Origin of the sequence: Bradyrhizobium vignae, assembly GCF_900324035.1 — a bacterium.
Classification (GTDB): domain Bacteria; phylum Pseudomonadota; class Alphaproteobacteria; order Rhizobiales; family Xanthobacteraceae; genus Bradyrhizobium; species Bradyrhizobium vignae.
Map to the genome: position 1 here is coordinate 4148544 of NZ_LS398110.1, position 20442 is coordinate 4168985.

A 20442-nucleotide genomic window follows, 5' to 3' on the forward strand; every position below is an offset into this window, starting at 1 on the left:
GACCGAACGCAGGTTCGTTTCCAAATTTCGGAAAAGCCGATAAAGGAATTCGTGGTGGCAACGCGAGCTAAGAAGACCGCTAAAGGTAAGAGCAGCAAGACGAGGGTTGCTAAGAAGGCCGTTAAGAAAGCCGCCAGGAAAGCAGTGAAGGCGCGCGCGACCAAAGCCGTCAAGAAGACCAAGAAGTCTGCCGCCAAGAAGGGCGCGACGAAGCGGGCTGCGAAGGCCGTAAAGAAGGTTGCCAAGAAGGGCGCGAAGAAGCAGGTCGTCGCCACGAAGGCTTCGAAAAAATCCTCTGCCAAAAAGCCGAAGGCTCCGGCGAAGAAGGTTGCGAAAAAGCCGGCTGCGCCTGCCGTGACCGCCGCACCGGCTCCTGTCATCACGCCGGCGACGGCTGTGAAGCCCAAAGTATCGCAAGCCAAGACCCCGCGTGCGCCGAACCCCGCCGCGGCTCCGCAGGCCGCCGCGCCCACGGTCGCGCCCGCACGCGACAACGTGTTCTACATCACGACGGCGATCGCCTATCCCAACGGCAGCCCGCATATCGGTCACGCCTATGAAGCGATCGCGACCGACGTGCTGGCGCGCTTTGCGCGGCTCGACGGCAAGGACGTGTTCTTCCTGACCGGCACCGACGAGCACGGTCAGAAGATGGTTCAGACGGCGGCCAGTGAAGGCATGTCCGCTGCCGCGCTCGCGACCCGCAATGCGGGCCGCTTCAAGGAGATGGACGAGCGGCTGAACGTGTCGTTCGACCGCTTCATCCGCACCACCGAGGAGCAGCATCACCGCTCCAGCCAGGAGATCTGGCGGCGCATGGAAGCGAACGGCGACATCTATGCCGATACCTATTCGGGCTGGTACTCGGTCCGTGACGAGGCCTATTACGCCGAGGACGAGACGCGCGTGAACGAGGACGGCGTGCGCCTCGGGCCGCAGGGCACGCCGGTGGAATGGGTCGAGGAGAAGAGCTATTTCTTCCGCCTCTCGGCGTATCAGGACAAGCTGCTCAAGCTCTATGCGGATCACCCTGATTTCATCGGGCCGGAATCCCGCAAGAACGAGGTGGTGAGCTTCGTCAAGGGCGGCCTGCGCGATCTCTCGATCTCGCGCACCACCTTCGATTGGGGCGTGAAAGTGCCCGGCGACCAGGAGCACGTGATGTATGTCTGGGTCGACGCACTGACCAACTACATCACCGGCGTCGGCTTCCCCGATGAGAGCGACAAGAACTGGCGCTACTGGCCAGCCGACGTGCACATCATCGGCAAGGACATCATCCGCTTCCATGCGGTGTATTGGCCGGCCTTCCTGCTGTCCGCCGGGATCCCGCTGCCGAAACGGGTCTATGCCCACGGCTTCCTGTTCAACAGGGGCGAGAAGATGTCGAAGTCGGTCGGCAATGTCGTCGATCCCTTCAACCTCGCCGACCAGTATGGCGTCGATCAGATGCGCTATTTCTTCCTGCGCGAGGTACCGTTCGGCCAGGACGGCAATTATAACCACGAGGCCATCGTGGCGCGTATCAATGCCGATCTCGCCAACGATCTCGGCAACCTCGCGCAGCGCTCGCTGTCGATGATCGCAAAGCAGTTCGGCGGCGTGCTGCCGGAGCCCGGCGAGTTCAGCGACAACGACAAGGCGATCCTGACGATGGCCGACGGCATGATCGCAGCGTCACGTGAGGCCATGGCGACACAGCAGATTCATCAATGGCTCAACGCCGTCTGGGCCGTGGTCGCGGAGGCCAACCGCTATTTTGCGGGCGAGGCGCCGTGGGCGCTCGCCAAGACCGATCCTGCCCGGCAGAAGACGGTGCTCTACATTACCGCCGAAGTCGTGCGCCAGATTGCGATTCTGGCCCAGCCCGCGATGCCGACCGCCTCCGCATTGCTGCTCGACAGCCTGGGCATCCCTGAAGGCGAGCGCAGCTTCGCAATGCTCGGCGGAAGCAAGCGTATCACGCCGGGTTCGACGCTGCCGGCGCCGAAGCCCGCGTTCCCGCGCTACGTCGAGCCGGCAGCCTGAAGGCGTTCGCGTGATGCTGATCGACAGTCACTGTCATCTGGATTTTCCCGACTTTGCGGAAGATCTCGACGGGATCGTGTCGCGGGCGCGCGGGGCCGGCGTCGCGCGCATGGTCACGATCTCGACGCGGGTGCGGCGGCTGAAGGACCTGCTCGCGATCGCCGAACGCTATGACGACGTCTATTGCTCGGTCGGTACCCATCCGCACAATGCGGACGAGGAGGACGGCATCGCGCCGGACGAGCTTGTTGCGTTGACGGAGCACCCCAAGGTCGTCGCGCTCGGTGAGGCCGGGCTCGACTATTTCTACGACAACGGCTCGCCGGAGGCGCAGGCGAGGGGTTTTCGTGCCCACATCGCCGCTGCCCGCACGACCGGCCTGCCGCTGGTGATCCACACCCGCGAGGCCGACGAGGACTGCGCGCGCATTCTGGAAGACGAGGCGGCCAAGGGATCGTTTCGCGCCGTGCTGCATTGTTACACGGGCGGGCGCGAGCTGGCGCTGAAGGCAGTGTCGCTCGGGCTCTATATCGGTTTCACGGGAATCCTGACCTTCAAGAAGTCGGAAGCCTTGCGCGCGCTCGCGGCCGAACTGCCATCCGATCGCATCCTGGTTGAAACGGACTCGCCCTATCTTGCACCGGGCAAGTTCCGGGGCAAACGCAACGAACCCGCTTATGTGGTCGAGGTCGCAAAAGTGCTCGCCGAGACGCGCGGCGTCTCGCTTGACGAGATCTCGCGGCAAACGAGCGAAAACTTCTTCCGCCTGTTCTCGAAGGTGAAAGCTTGAGACTGGGAGCCACATGACGCTGACGCTGACGATCCTGGGCTGCGGCTCCTCCGCCGGCGTGCCGCGCCCGGCGCTCGGCTGGGGCGCCTGTGATCCCAACAATCCCAAGAACCGCCGCCGCCGCTGCTCGCTGCTGGTCGAACGCACGTCCGAGCACGGCACGACACGCATCGTGATCGACACCTCGCCGGACTTACGCGAGCAATTGCTCTCGACCAATGTCGACCATATCGACGCGGTGTTTCTGACGCATGAGCACGCCGATCAGACTCACGGCATGGACGACCTGCGCTCGGTCGTCATGCACATGCGCCGGCGCATCCCGACCTATTTCAACCAGTCCACCGCCAAGGACATCATGGCGCGGTTCTCCTATTGCTTCATCTCGCCGGAAGGCAGCGACTATCCGCCGATCCTGACCCGGCATTCGATCGAGGCGGGCGAGAGCCAGACCATCCTGGGGAAGGGCGGCGCGGTGACGATGACGGCCTTCCTGGTGCAGCACGGCGCCATTCCCGCGCTCGGCTACCGCATCGGGGATGCCGCCTATACACCGGATCTCAACGACATTCCGCGCGAGAGCTGGGACGCGCTGGAAAATCTCGACCTCTGGATCGTCGACGGGCTGCGCTACACCGGCCATGTCAGCCATTTCAGCATCAACGACGCGCTGTCCTGGATCGAGCGCTTCAAGCCGAAGCGCGCGGTCATCACGAATATGACCGCCGACGTCGATTACGAAGTCATCAGGCAGTCGCTGCCCGCAGGCGTGGTGCCGGCCTACGATGGGCTGCGGCTGGAGACACGCTGAACCTGCGATGGAAATTCCGGCATCCGCCGGCATACTCCTTGCCTGAGTCGGCCCCATCATGTTGATCTAACGTCTGAAAGACAGGCGCTGGGCTTGGTCTGCTGCTGGAACGTCTGCATGGGCGGGCCAAGCAGATCGCGGAGATCGTGGCGCTCGGTATTGCCACGGCCTTCATTCTCTATTTCACCCGCTATGCCGTGCAGATGACCTACGATTCCTGATGCTTCAACGATGTGGCACAGGGCGTCGTCGCGCTTCCGCTCTGGATTCCGCAGCTCGGTTTTGCCGGCGGCCTTGCGATGCTGCCGCTGTGCGTGCGAGCGGAAGTCAGACGGCTCTCAGGCCGAGATCGCCTTCACCGAGCCGACTTCGCTACGCAGCAGGAATTTCTGGATCTTGCCCGTGGACGTCTTCGGGATCGGCCCGAACACGACCGCCTTCGGCGTCTTGAAGCCGCTCATCTGCGAACGGCAGAAGGCGATGATCTCGGCCTCGGTTGCGCTGGCGCCGTCCTTCAGCTCGACGAAGGCGCAAGGCACCTCGCCCCATTTCGGATCGGGCTTGGCGACGACAGCGGCGAACAGCACGGCCGGGTGCTTGTAGAGGATGTCCTCGACCTCGACGGAGGAGATGTTCTCGCCGCCGGAAATGATGATGTCCTTGGAACGGTCCTTGATGATGACGTAGCCGTGCTCGTCGAGCACGCCGAGATCGCCGGTGTGAAACCAGCCGCCCTCGAAGGCTTCCTTGGTTGCCTTCTCGTTCTTGAGATAGCCCTTCATCACGATGTTGCCGCGGAACATGACCTCGCCGATGGTCTCGCCGTCGCGCGGCACCTCCTGCATCGTCTGCGGATCGATGACGGTTACGGCTTCCTCGAGCGGGTAGGGCACGCCCTGCCGGCGCTTCAAGCGCGCGCGCTCTGCGGGCGGAAGCTCGTCCCAGCCTGGCTGCTCGGCGCAGACGGAGGCGGGGCCATAGACCTCGGTCAGGCCGTAGACATGCGTCAGCTTGATGCCGATGCTTTCGGCGCCTTCGAGCACGGCGACCGGCGGCGCGGCACCTGCGATCAGGCCGACGACGCGGCGGGCTGCATTGCCTTTGGGCGCGTCAGGTGCGTTGATCAGCGTGTTGTAGACGATCGGCGCGCCGCACATGTGGGTGACGCCGTGCTGCCTGATCAGCTCGAAGATCTTGGTCGGTTCGACCTTGCGCAGGCAGACATTGATGCCGGCAGCGGCCGCAATGGTCCAGGGGAAGCACCAGCCGTTGCAGTGGAACATCGGCAGTGTCCAGAGATAGACCGGATGCTGGCCGAGGTTGCCGGCGAGGATATTGCTGACCGCATTCAAGTAGGCACCGCGATGATGGGTGACGACGCCCTTGGGATTTCCCGTCGTGCCCGAGGTGTAGCTCAGCGCGATCGCGTCCCATTCGTCGTGCGGTAGAACGGCGTTGAAGCCGGGATCGCCTTGCGCGACAGCCGCCTCATATTCGATTTCGCCGATGCGCTTGCCGCCCTTGAATGCGGTATCATCGACATCGATCACGAATGGCTTGGGCCCGGTCATCTGCGCGAGCGCATCGGTGATGACGCCCGAAAATTCGGGATCGACCAGGATGATCTTCGCCCCGCCATGATCGAGCTGAAATGCGATCGAGGGCGCATCGAGGCGGATGTTGAGGGCGTTGAGCACGGCGCCCGCCATGGGCACGGCAAAATGCGCCTCGTTCATCGCCGGAATGTTCGGCAGCATCGCCGCCACGGTGTCGCCGACGCCGATGCCCTTGCCCGCCAGATAAGAGGCAAAGCGTCGGCAGCGCTCGTGAGTCTCTGCCCAGGTGAAGCTGCGGCCCTCATAGACGGTGCTGACGTGATCGGGATAGACCGCGGCACTGCGCGCGAGGAAGCTCAGCGGGCTCAAGGGCACGTAGTTGGCGGGAGTCTTGTCGAGGCCGATATTGTATGGGTTCTGCCGCTCACTCATCGACACCCTCCTCAAATGCGTCTCAAAGGAATCCGATCGATATCCAGGGGAAGATCGCGACCACGATCAATCCCACCAGCAGCGCCAGCAGATAGCCCCAGATCGGCCCGATGCCTTCGGCCGGATCGACGCGTCCGATGGCGCAGGCGGCATAATAGCCGACGCCGAAGGGCGGGGCGAATAGCCCGATACCCATGGCGAGGATGATCACCATGGCGTAGTGCACCTCGTGCACGCCGACGGCGCGTGCGATCGGGAACAGCAACGGGCCGAACAGCACGATCGCCGGTATGCCCTCCAGCACGCTGCCGAGGATGGTGAAGGCCAGGATCGACACGGCGATGAAGGTCGCGGCCCCGCCCGGCAATCCGGTCATGGCGGCGGCCAGCGAACGCGAGAAGCCGGATTGAGTCAGGCCCCAGGCCATGCCGGTCGCCGTGCCGATGATCAGGAGGATCGCACCCGACAGCGCCGCCGTCTCGACCAGCATCGGAAACAGCCGCCGCCAGTCGAAGCGACGGTAGACGAGGAGGCCGACGAGAGCGCCATAGACGATGCCGATGGTGGAGACCTCGGTCGCCGTCGCGATGCCCTCGACTACGGCGTAGCGGATCACGAAGGGCAGCGCGAGCGCGGGCAGGGCGATGATGAAGGTCCTGCCGATCTCGGAAGCAGTGGCACGGCGGACATGGCTCATGTCCTCGCGGCGGTAGCGCCACCACACCAGCATGCACAGCGTGATCGCGAGCACGACACCGGGCAGCAGGCCGCCTGTGAACAGCGCTGCGATCGAGACGCCGGTGACGGAGCCGATCGTGATCAGCACGAGGCTCGGCGGGATGGTCTCGGTCTGGGCTCCCGTCGCCGCCAGCAGCGCGACGAGATCGCCGGGCTTGGCGCCGCGCTCTTTCATCTCGGGAAACAGCACGGGCGCAACTGCGGCCATGTCGGCGGCCTTGGCGCCGGAAATGCCGGAGACCAGGTACATCGCGCCGACCAGCACGTAATGCAGGCCACCGCGGACATGCCCGAGCAGGCTCGCCAGGAACGCCACCATCGCCCGCGCCATGCCGGTCATCTCGATCAGGAGCCCGAGGAACACGAACAGCGGCACCGAGAGCAGGATCAGGTGGCTCATGCCCTCGTCCATGCGCCCGACCAGCACCATGACGGGCGTGCGCGTGGTCAGCGCCAGATAGCCGAAGATCGCCAGCCCAAACCCGAACGCAATGGGAACACCGGCAAAGACGCAGAAGCCGGCGACGCCGACGAAGAAGATGACGAGGTTGAGATTGCCGAGCGGCCGCAGGAGCGGCTCCGCCAGCCAGAACAGGCCGATCACGACCGCAACCGACAGCACGGCGGCTGCGACCATTCGGTAGTCGGCCGCGCGCAGCAGCCGGAGCACGGCAAAAGCCGCCATCAGGCCGACGCCGGCCGGCAGCGCGGCCGCGCGCCACATGTTGGAAATCTGCAGCGCCGGTGTGGTGATGTAGCTCTCTTCGTAGGCATAGTCGCAGGACGGCCAGACGATCAGTGCGAGGAACGCCAGCGCGGCCGAGATCGCGATCAGATCGAGATAGGCCCGCATCGCGGGTCTGGCGCTCGCGACGACCGCGGTCATGCGCATGTGCTCGGAGCGGCGGAATGCGACCGCCGCGCCCAGCATCGCGAGCCACAGGAAGAGAATCGAAGCGAGCTCGTCCGACCAGATCAGCGGCCGGTGCAGACCGTAGCGCGCGACCACGCCGGCAAACAGGATCAGGATCTCGGCGACGACCAGGATCGCCGCCGGGATTTCGACGAGGAGACCGAGCGCGCGTTCAAGTGACGCCAGCAACGAACGTCGGCGAGGGGACTGAACAGCCGCCTCGCCCGTCACTTCGATCACCTCGATCTCGACATGAGCCATGACGGCCCCAAGACGTTACGACAGCTTGCCGACGGCCTTTTCAAGGAGGTCCCAGGCCTGATCGCCATACTTACCCTTCCACTCGGCATAGAAGCCGGCGGTGCGCAGCTTGTCGCGGAACGGCCCGACCGCGGGCTGGTTGAAGGTCAGGCCCTTGCCCGCGAGCTCCTGCTGCAGGTTGGCGTTGAGCTTGGCAGTGTCCTCACGCTCCTTGACCGCGGCGGCGTTGATGTTCTTGGCGACGATGGTGCGCACGTCCTGGGGCAGCTTTTCCCAGGCTCTGCGGTTGGCCAGGAACCAGAAGCCGTCCCACATATGGTTGGTCAGCGAGCAGTACTTCTGCACCTCGTAGAGCTTCGCGGTCGAGATGATCGCCAGCGGGTTCTCCTGGCCCTCGACGATCTTGGTCTGCAGCGCGGAATAGACCTCGCTGAAATTGATCGAGGCGGGCGCTGCGTCGAACGCCTTGAACATCGAGGTCCACAGCGGCGACACCGGCACGCGGATCTTGAAGCCCTTGAGGTCATCAGGGCCGGTGATCGGCTTGGTCGAGGACGTGGTCTGGCGGAAGCCATTGTCCCAGATCTTGTCCATGACCTCGAGGCCGGCCTTCTTGATCTCGCCGCGGACATGGCCGCCGAGGTCGCCGTCCATGGCCTTCCAGACCGTGTCGTAGTCCGGGAACGCGAAGCCGATGCCGTTGATGGACGCCGCCGGCACCAGGGTGGACAGGATCAGGCCTGACAGCGTGAAGAACTCGACCCCGCCGGAGCGGATCTGGCTCAGCATGTCGGTGTCGGACCCGAGTTGGTTGTTCGGGAAGATCTGGAGGTCGAACTTGCCGTTCGTCTCGCTCTTGATCGCCGCCGCCATCTCCTTGGCGCGCACGTTCAGCGGATGGGTGTCAGGCAGGTTATTGGCGTATTTGTAGGTGAACTCGGCGCTCTGGGCGCGGGCCACATGGGGCGCACCGAGGCCGCCCAGGACCGCGGTCGCGGCGGAGGCCTTGAGAAGCGTGCGTCGGGAAAAGCGCGTTGAAAGGACCATGGGTCTGCTTCCTCGGAAGGTTTGTTGTTGTTCTGAGATGCAAACCTATACGGACGGTCGGCCTTAAGGTCATCTGCGATCTCGCGGAAGCCTCGCTTATTGCAGCCGGGCAAGGTCACGGCAATATCGGCTTTTGGAGAGATGGGGCTGGATGCAGAATCTGCAAAACAACCCCATGCACAGTAGCCGGCAAGAGCTGAGACGGCGGTCGGAAGGCGGACCGAACACAGCGCTCAGGCCGAGATACAGTAGCAGGAGTTTCGTCTAAACAATTGATCTAATTGGAAATAAAGATATTCCATAATATACCTTATGCGAATTTTGGATATGGCGCGCAGACGGGACCCTCCTTGCCCTGGCTGGGAGCCAACCGATCATCCGACCGTTATTCGAATGGCTGCGAACAGGAATGTGCCGGCAGACCGAACCGCAGCGGCCCTTGGAGGATCGTCATGCAAGAGACCGTTGCCCGCGCTGCTGCCTCGCGTGCCATTCCATTCGATGCCGCCAAGCTCGACCGTCTCATGGAGGCGGCCGGACTTGATATCCTGATCGCGACCTCCAAGCACAACGTGCAGTACCTGCTGGGCGCCGAGCGTGCGATCTTCTTCGACTATATGGATGCCCTGGGAGTTAGCCGTTATCTGCCGGTGCTGGTCTATCCCAAGGGTGCGCCCGAGAAATCCGTCTATGTCGGCCACCGGCTGGAAAGCCATCAGCGCGCCGTCGCGCCGCTCTGGGTGCCGCAGGTCCGAACCGAATCCAACGGTTCGGTGGACGCCATCATGCGGGCTGCAGAACTGATCCGGCAGGCGGGCGTGTCGTTGCGGCGGGTCGGGGTCGAGATGCCATTCCTGCCGATGGATGCAGGGAAGGCGCTGGCCGACGTCCTGCCCGGCGCCGAGCTCAAGGACGCGGTGCTGGTGCTGGAGCGGCTGCGAGCGGTCAAGTCGGTGGAGGAATTGGCGAAGCTCAAGACGGCGTCAGAGCTTGTCGTCGCATCAATGCTGGCCGTGATCGCCGGGCACGGTCGGGGCACGACCAAGCGGCAACTGTCGGATGCATTGCGCCTCGCCGAGGTCAATCGCGGCCTCACCTTCGAATACTGCCTGCTCGCGTGCGGCAGCAGCCACAACCGAGCGCCATCATCGCAGCGCTGGGAGCAAGGTGAGGCGCTGTCGCTGGACTCCGGCGGCAATTATCAGGGTTATATCGGCGACCTCGCCCGGATGGCCGTGCTGGGCGAGCCTGACGCCGAGCTCAAGGATTACCTGGCCGAGATCGAGGCCGTCCAGCGCGCCGCCTTTGCCACCATCCGTCCGGGCGCCTTCGGAGGCGACATCTATGTCGCCGCCGAACGGCAGCTTGCGCAGATCACCCAGCGTGACTGCACCGAGTTCCTGGCCCACGGCATGGGCCTCGTCAGCCACGAGGCCCCTCGCCTGACCGCCAAGGGTCCGGTGCCCTACGACGACACCGACGCCCGCCTGCCGCTCGAGCCCGGCATGGTCGTTTCGATCGAGACCACGATGAAGCATCCGAAGCGCGGCTTCATCAAGCTCGAGGACACAGTCGCCGTGACGTCGGACGGGTACGAGATCTTTGGCGAAGGCGGCCGTGGGTGGAATCGCGGCGGTAGCGGGCTCGCGTAGCCGTACCGGTCGAACTGTTCTGGCGGCCGATCCAGGCCTGCCGCTTGGCGCGACGCGAGGTCCCTCACAGCCCGGATGGGCCGCGTCGTCTGGATCGACTTGCCGACGTTTCCGCAAGTATCAATCCCCATCCCCTTCCGGGCCTTTGCCACGCTGCAGGCGAACGACGTTGACCTCCGACGTTCCTGGTACGACGCGAACGGCCGCGGCGATGGTCGGGATGTCTTGTCCGGCGCCGGCGACAATCTCAAACGCGTAGGTCGTGCCGCGCTCAGCTGTGTGCCGCAAAGACACGGAATTGACGCGTTCGGCAACGCGGCTCAGGGCGGTTTCGTACTGCGCGAATGCATCTTCGGCGCCCGTCGCCCTGACGCGCAGCGAGGGCGCGCGGGGCGTGCCGAATTTTATGCGCTCCAAAACGATCAGGAGGATCAGCACGAATGCGCATCCGCCGGCGGTCAGAACGAACTGGCCGCCTCCGATGCCAACGCCCGTCACGATCGATATGAAGACGAAGGTGAACTCTCGCGTGTCGCGGACGATCGTTCGAAACCGGATGAGGCCCAGAAGGCCGATCAACGCGAAGGCGAACCCCTCGCCCATGGCCCGGTTGGCGTTGTCGAACGCCGTGGCCGAGCGGATCGTGTGCATCACCAACGCTGTCAGCGGCACAATGACGACGCAGGCGTGAACGAACGAGGCCGAGAGCAACATCCCGTGGTAGCCGCGCGCGTAAGCAAAGCCGATCAGCAGACCAAGCGCGATCGACAGGACCGTGGCGCCGAGAACGTACTCGATCTGTGGTGTCATCGCCGCTTATGCTCCCAATCGACGGCATCGATTCCAATATGGGGATGATTGTTCTTCAGAAATACTCGCGATAAAGTGGCACGGCGAAAAACCCTTTATAGGGCGCGCAGGAGCCTGAGTCGATGCCATGCCCGCTGATCTGGCGGCACCGTGCTTTGGTAATCGTTCGAGCGTGATTTCGTCGTGAAATTGATTCTCACGTGGCCGACACCACACGTCGGGCCGGCCAGGCTCTAGCGCAGCGGCAGCAGATCCAGCTGGCTCTGCGCCTTCTTGACGGCGGCCGCGAACCAGCTCTGGCTCGGCGCTTCCTTGGCAAAGCACTTGGTGTAGGCGTCCATCGCCTGGTCTTCGCGGGCCATAGCGTCCTGCGGGGTCTTCTTGGCCATCATCTGCTTCCAGATCTTCTCGCAGGGCGGGATCTCGGCGGTCTTCACGGCATCGGTTGCGGCAAGGTAGAAGACCTTGTCGCCCTGGACCGCAACCACGCCAATCTCGCTGGGCGGCCCCTTGAGGCTGCCATTGCCACGCACGCCGAGCACCGCGACCGCGGCGCTCGCGCCGCTAGGCTTGGTGATGGGCAGGTCAGCATATTTCGCGAAGGCGGCGTCCTGAATGGCGTAATAGTAGAACCGGTCCGACCTGAGCGCCGCGCTGATCTCCTGCGGCATGCCGTCCTCGCGGTGCTCGGAAAGCCAGTGCTCGAGCAGCCCGGTCGTGGTCACCACCGCTTGCAGCTTGTCGCCTTCGGTGGCGAAACCGAGGCCGTCGAGATGACCGAAGCCGATGTCTCCCTTGAACAGCGTGTCGACATTCGACTTGCCGTCGGCCGGAAGCCCCTTGATCGTGACCGGGCCCACCAGTGCGCGCAGCGCAGCGGCGAGCTCTCTGAGCGCCGCGTCATGCTGCTTCGAGGTGTCCTCGCTCTCCTTGGCCTTCGAGAATTTGACGATGTAGCGATCGCGCAGGTCGAGATAGTGCTGCTCGGGTGTAGCCGCATGTGCGCAGGACCCGAAGACGAGCAGGCAGAGCAAGGCAAGCGATCTCATCGCAATTCCGGAAGACTGTGGACGATCTTCAGTCTTTGTGCCGGTGCCGGCTATGAAGGTTCATCCTTTGACGGAATGCGCGTGCCCTACTCTGCCGGCGTGAGTTGCTGCCGCGTCAGGCGCATCGCGGCGGTCTCGCGCACGCGAACACGGGCGCGGCGCTTGCGCCACCAGATCACGACGCCAGTCACCGAGAGCGCCGCCACCACGAGGCCCATGACCGAGATCAGGATGCGGCCGAACAGTCCGACGATACGGCCCGAATGCAGCGGAAACTGCGCCTGTACGAAGATGTCGGCGGCGGTGCCGACCCAGGGCAGCCGCTCGCCAATGGGGCGGCCGTCCTCGCTGTCGTAATAGAGCTGCGCCGGGCCGACACCGCCGGCGCCGTGGTCGTCGCCGGGGTGGAAGAAGGCGGCGGCATAGACGCCATGGGCGGGGCCGTAATTGATCGAACCGACCGGGGTGGTCCACCCCCGCGCCTTGCCGTCGGCAGCGGCGCGTGCGGCGATGTCGGCGAAGGTGACCTTGGGCTCGATCGGATCGTCGAGATCGCGATACGGCCGCTGCTCATAGGGCGTCGGCGTGTAGTTCGACACCATCTTCATCAGCGGTGAGAACACCTCGAAATAGAGGTTCAGCGAGAACGCCGTGAAGGCGATGATGAACAGAACGCCCCAGGTCCAGAGGCTGAAGGCGCGGTGGATGTCGAAATTGATCCGGTACGCACTGCCCGAGGTCTTGATGGTCCAAGCCGGAGCCCAACGCGCCCAGAAGCCGCGCTCGAGCTGGCGTGCGACTTCAGGCGCCCGCGCGGCCTTGGCGCGCGGGCGCGAGGGCAGCGTCAGGTAGAAGCCGACGAAGCAATCGATGGTCCAGATGATGGCGATCACGCCCAGCACGCGCATGCCCCAGCGGTCGCTGCCCCAGAACTCCGGGATGTGCATCGTGTAGTGCAGCTTGTAAAGAAACGAGACGAAGTTCTCGCGCGTGACGGGCCACACTGCGCCCCAATAGCGCCGGCCAAGCTCAGCACCGGTGTTGGGATCGAGGAAGACCTGATTGTAGTCGAGCGGGTAACGCTTGCCGGTTGCGGGATCGATACGCGGCATGACGAAGAACCACAGCGAGTGGCCCTGCTCCGGCGTCATGAAGAGATAAACGACGCGCGCACGGGGATCGCGCTGTTCGATCATGTTGGCGAGCTCGATCGAGGGAATCGCCGGGCCTTTGCTGCCGACGTCGAACAGATGGCTGTTCAGGACGTCGTCGATCTCGTGATCCCATGAGATGATCGCGCCGGTGATGCCGGAGAAGAACAGGAATCCGGCCGTGAGCAGTCCCGCCCAGCGATGCAGCCTGCCGAATATCGCTCTCATCGTCTTCCACTCTCATCCAGCAGGTCCGGCCCCCCAGTGCCGGACCGTCTTCGATTTCACCAGCGATAGGTCAGCTTGCCGATCGCCTTGCGCCCCTCGGCATAGAAGCAGCCCGCCAGGCTGTAGCACGCAGCGACATAGCGCGTGTCGGCAAGGTTGGTCACGTTCAGCGACAGGCGCCAGTTGTCATGGGTGTAGGCCAAAAGCGCATCCAGCACGGTCGAGGCTCCCACCTTGAAGGTGTTGGCATCATCGCCCCAGGTCGCGCCCACGTAGCGGATGCCGCCGCCGAACTGCAGGCCCGCGAGCGGCCCGTTCTGCAGCGTGTAGTCGCTCCACAGCGAAGCGCGGTTGAGCGGCACGGTGACCGGCGCCTTACCGACATTCACCGGATCCTGCGTCACCATGGCGTCGACATAGGCATAGGCCGCGCGCAGGTTCCAGCCGTCGGCGAGCGACATCGTGCCTTCGAGCTCGATGCCGCGCGACTTCACCTGCCCGGTCTGTTCGGCAAAGGTGGCCGCAGGCACGTAGGTGACGACGTTGTCGCGCGTCAGGTCGAACGCGGCGAAGGTGAACAGTGCGTTCCAGCCGAGCGGCTGGTACTTGACGCCGACCTCGTACTGGACGCCCGTCTCGGGATTGAGCATCTGTCCGCCAAAACCGGTCGCGAGCACCGGCAGGAACGATTCCGAGTAGCTGAAATAGGGCGCGACGCCGTTGTCGAAATTGTACATCACGGCGGCGCGGCCGGTGAAGGCCGAAGCATCCTTCGCGACCGTGGTGTTGACGATGCCGTTATCGACCTGCGTCGTCACGAAATCCTGACGGCCGCCGAGCTGGAACGAGAGCCGGCCGAGCTTGATCTGATCCTGCGCATAGAGGCCCACCTGCGACTGCTTGACGCCGGTGTTGTCGCTCATCGCACCGATGGTCCAGTCGTAGCTGTAGACCGGATTGAAGACGTTGATCTCGGGCGCCGACGTCGTGACGCCGAAGGCGGTGTCGCGAAACCGCGTGTTGCGGTAGTCGACACCGACCAATGTGGTGTGGCTGAGAATGCCGGTGTTGAACTTGCCCTGGAGCTGATTATCGATCGCAAAGGAGTTGATGTAGGAGTTGCTGTAGCTGCCATAACGCGCGAGCTGCCCCGCGGCCTCGTCGGTATAGCCGCCGCCGTAAAACACCTTTTCCTCGTTGTGCTGATAGGCGTAGCGCAGGTTCTGCCGGAACGTGAGATAGTCGGTGAGATCGTGCGAGAGCTGGTAGCCGGCGGTTGCGATCTCGGTATTGAACGCGTCGAAGCTCGGCACGCCTGCGAAGAACGAGACCGGAATGGTGCGCCCGTTGTTCGGCCATACCGTGCCGGAGGCCGGCAGGAACTGAAGGCCCCACCCTGCCCGATCCTTCTGGTAGTTGGCGAGCAAGGTGATGGTGGTGTCCTCGTTCGGCTTGAAGGTGATTGCGGGCGCGATGAAGACGCGGTTGTCCTTGCTGAAATCGACCTGGGTTTCGCCGTCGCGCACGACGCCGGTCAGGCGCCACAGCACGGTGCCTTCCTTGTTGGCGGGGCCGCCCACGTCGAACTGACCCTGATAACGGTTGAAGCTGCCGCCGGAGATCGAGACCTCGCCGAACTGCTGCGCCGTCGGCAGCTTGGTCACGTAGTTCAGGATGCCGCCGGTGCCGCTGCCGCCATACATCGCGGAGGACGGGCCCTTGAGCACCTCGATGCGCTCGGCGCCATAGGGATCGAGGCCGTTGAAATGCACGTAGTTGCTGGAGGGAATCCGCAAGCCGTCGACGTAGAGTCCCGGCATGGTCATGTCGAAGCCGCGGATCTGGAGGCCGCCGAAGCGGGTGTCCGAGCCGCCATTGACGTCGCCGCTGACGCCGGCGGTGTAGCGCAGGGCCTCGCCGATCGAGACGGCGCCCTGGTTCCTGATCTGATCTGTGGTGATGACGGACACCGACTGCGGCGTTTCGATCAGCGGCGTATCAGTCTTGGTGGCGGTGCCGCTCCGCGTCGCGACGAAACCGCGCACCGGTCCATTGGCGCGTTCGCCCGTGACACCGTTCGATGACGCCGACTGGGCTGGCGCAGCCTGCTGCGCCGGAACGCGACGATTGGCGCGTGCGGTGCGTGTCGCCGCAGCCCTTCGCGACGAAGCAAGCGCCGCCGGACGGGCGCGCTGCTCCGGCGCTTCCACGGTGACTTCGGGAATTTGCGTCTGCGCCTTCACATAACCGAAGGGAACGACGAGAGAGAATGTGCTGACCGCCCCGAGGAAAAGCACCTGAATCTGTCGACGACGCGTGCATCCACGCGAAGAAAGTTGGAAGTCGGTCACGTCTTTCGAGACCCCACGCACTGCCGGCTTCGCCGGTATCGTTTTTGATGCCCTGCCCTAACTCAGGCGGTTTTCGAGTGCGATAGGAGCGGTGTTAGAATTTCTCCAGACGTGTGCGCAGCACCTGCGGCCAATGCGCTCAGGCGTGCTTCGGAGTTTGGAATGTTTCCAGACAGACGAGACTCTGCCTGTTCGCAACATCTGGAAACGGCTCAGCGATGCCGCAGCCGGCGGTTGACCCGGCGTGCCAGATAATCGCCGGCGCTCTGGACGAGCTGCACCAACGCGATCAGCACGACCACGACGGCGAGCATCATCTCCGGCATGAAGCGCTGATAGCCGTAGCGAATACCGAGATCGCCGAGCCCTCCGCCGCCGACCGCGCCGACCATCGCGGAGTAGCCGAGCAGACTGACCACGGCGAGCGTCAGCGCCAGAAGCAGACCCGGCAGCGCCTCGGGGATCAGGACCTTGAACACGATCTGAAGCGGCGAAGCGCCGAACGAGGACGCGGTCTCGATCAGGCCGCCGTCAACCTCGCGGATCGCGGCTTCCACCAGGCGTGCGATGAACGGCGTCGAGGCGATCGTCAGCGGCACGATCGCAGCGGTCGATCCGATCGAGGTGCCGGCAATGAGGCGGGTGAACGGAATGATGGCGACGACGAGGATGATGAAGGGCGTGGACCGCGTCGCATTGACGACGATGCCGAGCACGCGATTGACGAGCGGGGCCGCGAACAACTCGCCTTTGCGGCTGGTGGCGAGGAACACGCCGAGCGGCAGGCCAAAGGCGGTGCCGAGCAGCGCTGCGATGCCGACCATGTACAGGCTTTCGCCCGTGGCCTGGATGATCAAATTGATGAGTTCAGGCGACATAGCCGAGACGCTCCGCCGAGAATTGGTGTTGAGAGAGCCAGGCGAGCGTTCGCGTCACCGCGTCCTCGCCACCGGGAATTCCGAGCGTGAGCGAACCGACATGCTGGCCGCCGATCTCGTCGATGCGGGCCGACAGCAGCGCGACGTCCAGGCCGAGGTCGCGGGCGAGCCGGGCCACCACGGTATCGCCGGCCCCTGCCCCACGCACCTGAACGCGGATCACGGCCTGCCCGCCGGCGGACGGCTCTGAAGCCATCCGGCTCGCCAGCGACACGGGCAAGCTGTCGCCGATCACCTCGGCCAGGAAGGACTGGGTGATCGGATGCTTCGGGTGGGTGAAGATGTCCGCGACATGGCCGCGCTCCACGACATGGCCGCCATCGAGCACCACCACTTCCCTGGCGAGCTGGCGCACCACGGACATTTCGTGGGTAATCAGCACGATGGTCACGCCGAGCTCGCGGTTGATGTTCGCGAGCAGATCGAGGATCGCCCGCGTGGTCTGTGGATCGAGCGCCGAGGTGGCCTCGTCCGACAGCAGCACGCTCGGTCGGGTCGCCAGCGCCCGCGCGATGCCGACGCGCTGCTTCTGGCCGCCGGAGAGCTCTGACGGATAGCGATCGTGCTTGTCGGCGATGCCGACCAACGCCAGCAGTTCGGCGACGCGCGCTTTGATGTCCGCCTTGGTCCAGCCGGCGATCTCGAGCGGCAGCGCGATGTTGCCGGCGGCCGTGCGCGAGGACAGCAGGTTGAAGTGCTGGAAGATCATGCCGATCGAGCGCTGCGCCAACCGTAGTTCGCGGCCGGCGAGCGCCGAGATATCCCTGTTGTCAACGATCACGCGGCCCGTGGTCGGCTTCTCCAGCCCGTTGATCAGCCGCACCAGGCTCGACTTGCCGGCGCCGGAGCGGCCGATCACGCCGGTGATGGAACCGCGCGGAATCGCAAAGTCGATGTCTTGCAGCGCGTTGACGCCGGGCTTGCCGCGATAGGCCGGATAGGTTTTTGAGATGGCTTCGAAACGGACCATTGCGTCCGGCTCGGTCGGAGCAGGTGAAATCGCTTCAAGCGTTTCGATCGGTCTTCCGATCGCGAGCGATTGGTGAGCGTTCATGGAGGCGGCCTTCATGCACAATAATTCGCTTGCCCGCGCCGCTCAGGGGCATACGGGAACCAGGTCGCTGGAGCGACGGGGGTGAAAGTGAGATGCCGGCTCAGGGGAGCGCGCTGCACCGCAGCACGCACCATCGCCGTTTCCGGTCTTTCATGCAATATCAGATATTTGCGGGGAGTTGGACGAAGTTTTCCCAATCTCTCGCGTACGAAGAAAATTCATCTGCGGGAGGCACCCTCCCCACCCTCCTCAGTGGACCCGCAACCAAGGCAGCACGATCAGCAGGAGCCCTGCGAAATAAAGCAGCCCGAAGATCAGCCCAAAAGCCCAGAACTGCCCCTTCCCGATATAGCCGCTGCCGAAATACATCGGCGCCGGCCCCGTTGCGTAAGGCGAGATCACGCCCATCAGGCCGAGCGAATACATGCAGAGCATGGCAAGCGTCGTGACCTGCAGGTCCGCGATGCCCGAGCCGACCGCGAGCACCACGGGCAGCACCGCGGCGGCATGCGAGGTGATGCTCGAGAAGAAATAGTGGATCCAGAAGAACAGCGCGACCAGAAGGATCATCGCGGTCGACGGCGACAGGCCCGCGAGCGGCTTGGCGTATTCGGTCGCGAACCATTTGATGAAGCCGATCTCGTTGAGACCCGACGCCAGCGTCAACAGCGAGGTGAAATAGAAGAACACCTCCCAGGCGCTCTTCTCGCCGACGATGTCGGCAAATTCGATCACCCCGGAGACCAGCATCAAGGAGATCACGATGAAGACGACGGTGGTGGCGTTGACGAAGTTCGAGCCGAGCAACGGCACGTGGATGTCCGGGCTCGAGCCCGCGATCCACAGGAACATCGCGAGCACGATCAGCGCCAGCATGATCCACTCGTTGCGCGACATCGGTCCCATCGCCGTCAGCTCCTTCGCCGCCCATTCGGAGATTTCCGGGCTGCGCTTCACCTCGGGACGGCAAACCACGTAGCTGAGCAGCGGAACGAGCACCATCAGGAGGATTCCGAGCGGCGCAAAGCCCAGGAACCACTGGCCCCAGCTGACCTCGACCCCGACGGTCTTCTTGGCGATCGCCAGCGCCGCCGCATTGGGCGCGAGCGCGGTGAAGAACAGTGAGCTCGTGACCGCAGTCGCGGCGAACGCGGTCCACATCACATAAGTGCCGATCTTGCCGGCGGTCGGCCCCGGCTCGGAGCCATAGATGCGCGGGATGTTGCTGATGATGGGATAGACGATGCCGCCGCTGCGTGCCGTGTTCGACGGCGTTGCCGGCGCGAGCACGAAATCGGACATCGCCACCGCATAGCCGAGGCCGAGCGTGTTGCGGCCAAGCCGCTGCACCAGCACCAGCGCAATGCGCCGGCCGAGTTGGCTCTTGCGATAGCCGATCGAGAACACGAAGGCGCCGACGATCAGCCAGACCGTACTCTCGGCAAAGCCTGCCAGCATCCAGCGCAGCGATTTGGTCGGATCGGGGTCGATATAGCCACTGATGCCGGCGACGGTGAGTCCGATCAGCCCGACCGCGCCGACCGGCATCGATTCCAGGATGAGCCCGGTGATGACGGCCGCGAACACGGCGAAATAGTGCCACTGATTGACGTTGAGCCCCGTGGGCACGGGCCACAGATAGATCGCCAGCCACACCATGAGCGGCGCGATCAGCTTCCAGCGAAATCCCTTCGCCTCAGGCGCCTGCGAGCTAGCGGCCATGGCCCTCCCCTCGATTGTCGTCAAATCAAGCGGTCCGTTGGCCGGGCCGCTCTTGTCCCATCGCGGCGTATACGGATTGTCCGCGGCGCGATCAATGGCCAGAAGCGGGTTCTGCCGCTCCGAGAGGCTCACAAATGCCCGGTGCGCCGGTGCTCCGGCTCGCTACCACCGACAGGAAACCTGATCGTTGTGCCGATGGTGACCCAGTTGGCGTTCTCGCCGGTGATGTTGCGGCCGTAGATCACGTCGACGGAGAATATCTCGTTTGGCCGGTAGCGCACGCCGGTCTGAAAGCGCGGCTGCACGATGCTCGCGACCTGGGACGCGCCGGCCTGGCCGTAAGCCTCGATCGTCCACTGCAACGTGTCGGTGAACTTCCAGTCGAAGCCGATGCCGTAGCTCAGGTAGTGGCGATCGACGGTGCGATCCCAGAGCCAGCCGGCGTTGACGTTGACGCGCATGGTCTCGGACAGGCGAAAGGTCGCTGGTATGACCACAAAGGCGGACAACGCCTCGCCGGTCGCTGCATCGAATGATCCACCGCCATAGGCCGACAATCCCCAGCGCCCGATTCCGGTCGGGATGAAGTTGGTCTTGGCTTTCGGAGCCAGCGTCGCGCTCCAGTCGCCATCGCTGCGGGCCCGAATGGTCTGCATACTCAGCTCGATCGGCGTGAAGGGATCGACGACGCAGGAGGGATTGGCAACTGCTGCGAAATCCGTGTTGGAAGCAGTCGACAGCCAGCTTTCGACCTTGCAGGAGCCGACCTCGGAGATATCGGCGGCATCCACGGCATAGGCGCCATTCGCCGCGCGCGCATCCTGCGCCGCAGGTGCGACAAGAGCCGCGATTGCGGCGTATATTCCGGTTCGTGCAGCCCAGCCCATGGCGCGACGTTAGCAGAGTCTTCG

Annotated in this window: 15 protein-coding genes; 4 read left to right on the forward strand and 11 right to left on the reverse strand. The window is 64.1% G+C overall.

Annotated features, from left to right (window positions below; all coding sequences use genetic code 11):
- The first annotated feature begins 54 nt into the window (after positions 1 to 54).
- Genes metG through BRAD3257_RS20200 form a run of 3 tightly spaced genes read left to right on the forward strand, consistent with a single transcriptional unit; the run spans position 55 to position 3629 of the window.
- Positions 55 to 2028 (forward strand): methionine--tRNA ligase, encoded by a 1974-nt coding sequence (gene metG, locus BRAD3257_RS20190; RefSeq protein WP_122403263.1) that lies wholly within the window; start codon positions 55 to 57, stop codon positions 2026 to 2028.
- Positions 2029 to 2041: 13 nt separating this feature from the next.
- The gene (locus BRAD3257_RS20195; RefSeq protein ID WP_122403264.1) at positions 2042 to 2818 is read left to right on the forward strand and encodes a TatD family hydrolase; all 777 of its coding nucleotides are present in this window, start codon (positions 2042 to 2044) and stop codon (positions 2816 to 2818) included.
- A gap of 13 nt (positions 2819 to 2831) precedes the next feature.
- On the forward strand, positions 2832 to 3629 hold the full coding sequence (locus BRAD3257_RS20200) for an MBL fold metallo-hydrolase (RefSeq protein ID WP_122403265.1): 798 nt from the start codon (positions 2832 to 2834) through the stop codon (positions 3627 to 3629).
- A gap of 338 nt (positions 3630 to 3967) precedes the next feature.
- Here the strand turns inward: BRAD3257_RS20200 and BRAD3257_RS20210 are convergent, their stop codons facing one another.
- The 3 genes from BRAD3257_RS20210 to BRAD3257_RS20220 are packed head-to-tail and all read right to left on the reverse strand — an operon-like array spanning position 3968 to position 8576.
- The gene (locus BRAD3257_RS20210) at positions 3968 to 5617 is read right to left on the reverse strand and encodes an acyl-CoA synthetase (RefSeq protein WP_162500278.1); all 1650 of its coding nucleotides are present in this window, start codon (positions 5615 to 5617) and stop codon (positions 3968 to 3970) included.
- 22 nt (positions 5618 to 5639) lie between these two features.
- The gene (locus BRAD3257_RS20215) at positions 5640 to 7529 is read right to left on the reverse strand and encodes a TRAP transporter large permease (RefSeq protein ID WP_122403267.1); all 1890 of its coding nucleotides are present in this window, start codon (positions 7527 to 7529) and stop codon (positions 5640 to 5642) included.
- Positions 7530 to 7544: 15 nt separating this feature from the next.
- Entirely contained in the window at positions 7545 to 8576 is a 1032-nt protein-coding gene (locus BRAD3257_RS20220; protein WP_122403268.1) for a TRAP transporter substrate-binding protein, read from the reverse strand.
- Between the two features lie 452 nt (positions 8577 to 9028).
- On the opposite strand from BRAD3257_RS20220, the gene BRAD3257_RS20225 reads away from it, so the two are divergent.
- Positions 9029 to 10228, forward strand: coding sequence for a M24 family metallopeptidase (locus BRAD3257_RS20225; RefSeq protein ID WP_122403269.1), 1200 nt, complete (start codon positions 9029 to 9031; stop codon positions 10226 to 10228).
- A gap of 120 nt (positions 10229 to 10348) precedes the next feature.
- On the opposite strand, the gene BRAD3257_RS20230 is transcribed toward BRAD3257_RS20225, so the two are convergent.
- From BRAD3257_RS20230 to BRAD3257_RS20265, 8 genes are all read right to left on the reverse strand, one after another.
- A complete protein-coding gene (locus BRAD3257_RS20230) occupies positions 10349 to 11038 on the reverse strand; it encodes a DUF4956 domain-containing protein (protein ID WP_122403270.1) in 690 nt (229 codons plus the stop codon).
- 233 nt (positions 11039 to 11271) lie between these two features.
- On the reverse strand, positions 11272 to 12087 hold the full coding sequence (locus tag BRAD3257_RS20235; protein ID WP_122403271.1) for a hypothetical protein: 816 nt from the start codon (positions 12085 to 12087) through the stop codon (positions 11272 to 11274).
- 86 nt (positions 12088 to 12173) lie between these two features.
- Positions 12174 to 13466, reverse strand: coding sequence for a siderophore utilization protein FsrB (gene fsrB, locus BRAD3257_RS20240; protein WP_122403272.1), 1293 nt, complete (start codon positions 13464 to 13466; stop codon positions 12174 to 12176).
- Positions 13467 to 13522: 56 nt separating this feature from the next.
- Positions 13523 to 15511 (reverse strand): TonB-dependent siderophore receptor, encoded by a 1989-nt coding sequence (locus tag BRAD3257_RS20245; RefSeq protein WP_162500600.1) that lies wholly within the window; start codon positions 15509 to 15511, stop codon positions 13523 to 13525.
- Between the two features lie 518 nt (positions 15512 to 16029).
- A complete protein-coding gene (locus tag BRAD3257_RS20250; RefSeq protein WP_122403274.1) occupies positions 16030 to 16695 on the reverse strand; it encodes a methionine ABC transporter permease in 666 nt (221 codons plus the stop codon).
- Positions 16685 to 17824 carry a methionine ABC transporter ATP-binding protein gene (locus BRAD3257_RS20255; RefSeq protein ID WP_174221581.1) on the reverse strand — a complete coding sequence of 380 codons (1140 nt, stop codon included), beginning with the start codon at positions 17822 to 17824 and terminating at the stop codon, positions 16685 to 16687. Before BRAD3257_RS20255 ends, BRAD3257_RS20250 begins: the two co-directional genes overlap by 11 nt.
- Positions 17825 to 18058: 234 nt before the next feature.
- Positions 18059 to 19531, reverse strand: coding sequence for a DASS family sodium-coupled anion symporter (locus tag BRAD3257_RS20260; RefSeq protein WP_122406674.1), 1473 nt, complete (start codon positions 19529 to 19531; stop codon positions 18059 to 18061).
- A gap of 128 nt (positions 19532 to 19659) precedes the next feature.
- Complete coding sequence (locus tag BRAD3257_RS20265; protein WP_122403275.1) at positions 19660 to 20418, reverse strand: hypothetical protein; 759 nt, start codon at positions 20416 to 20418, stop codon at positions 19660 to 19662.
- Between the last annotated feature and the right edge of the window lie 24 nt (positions 20419 to 20442).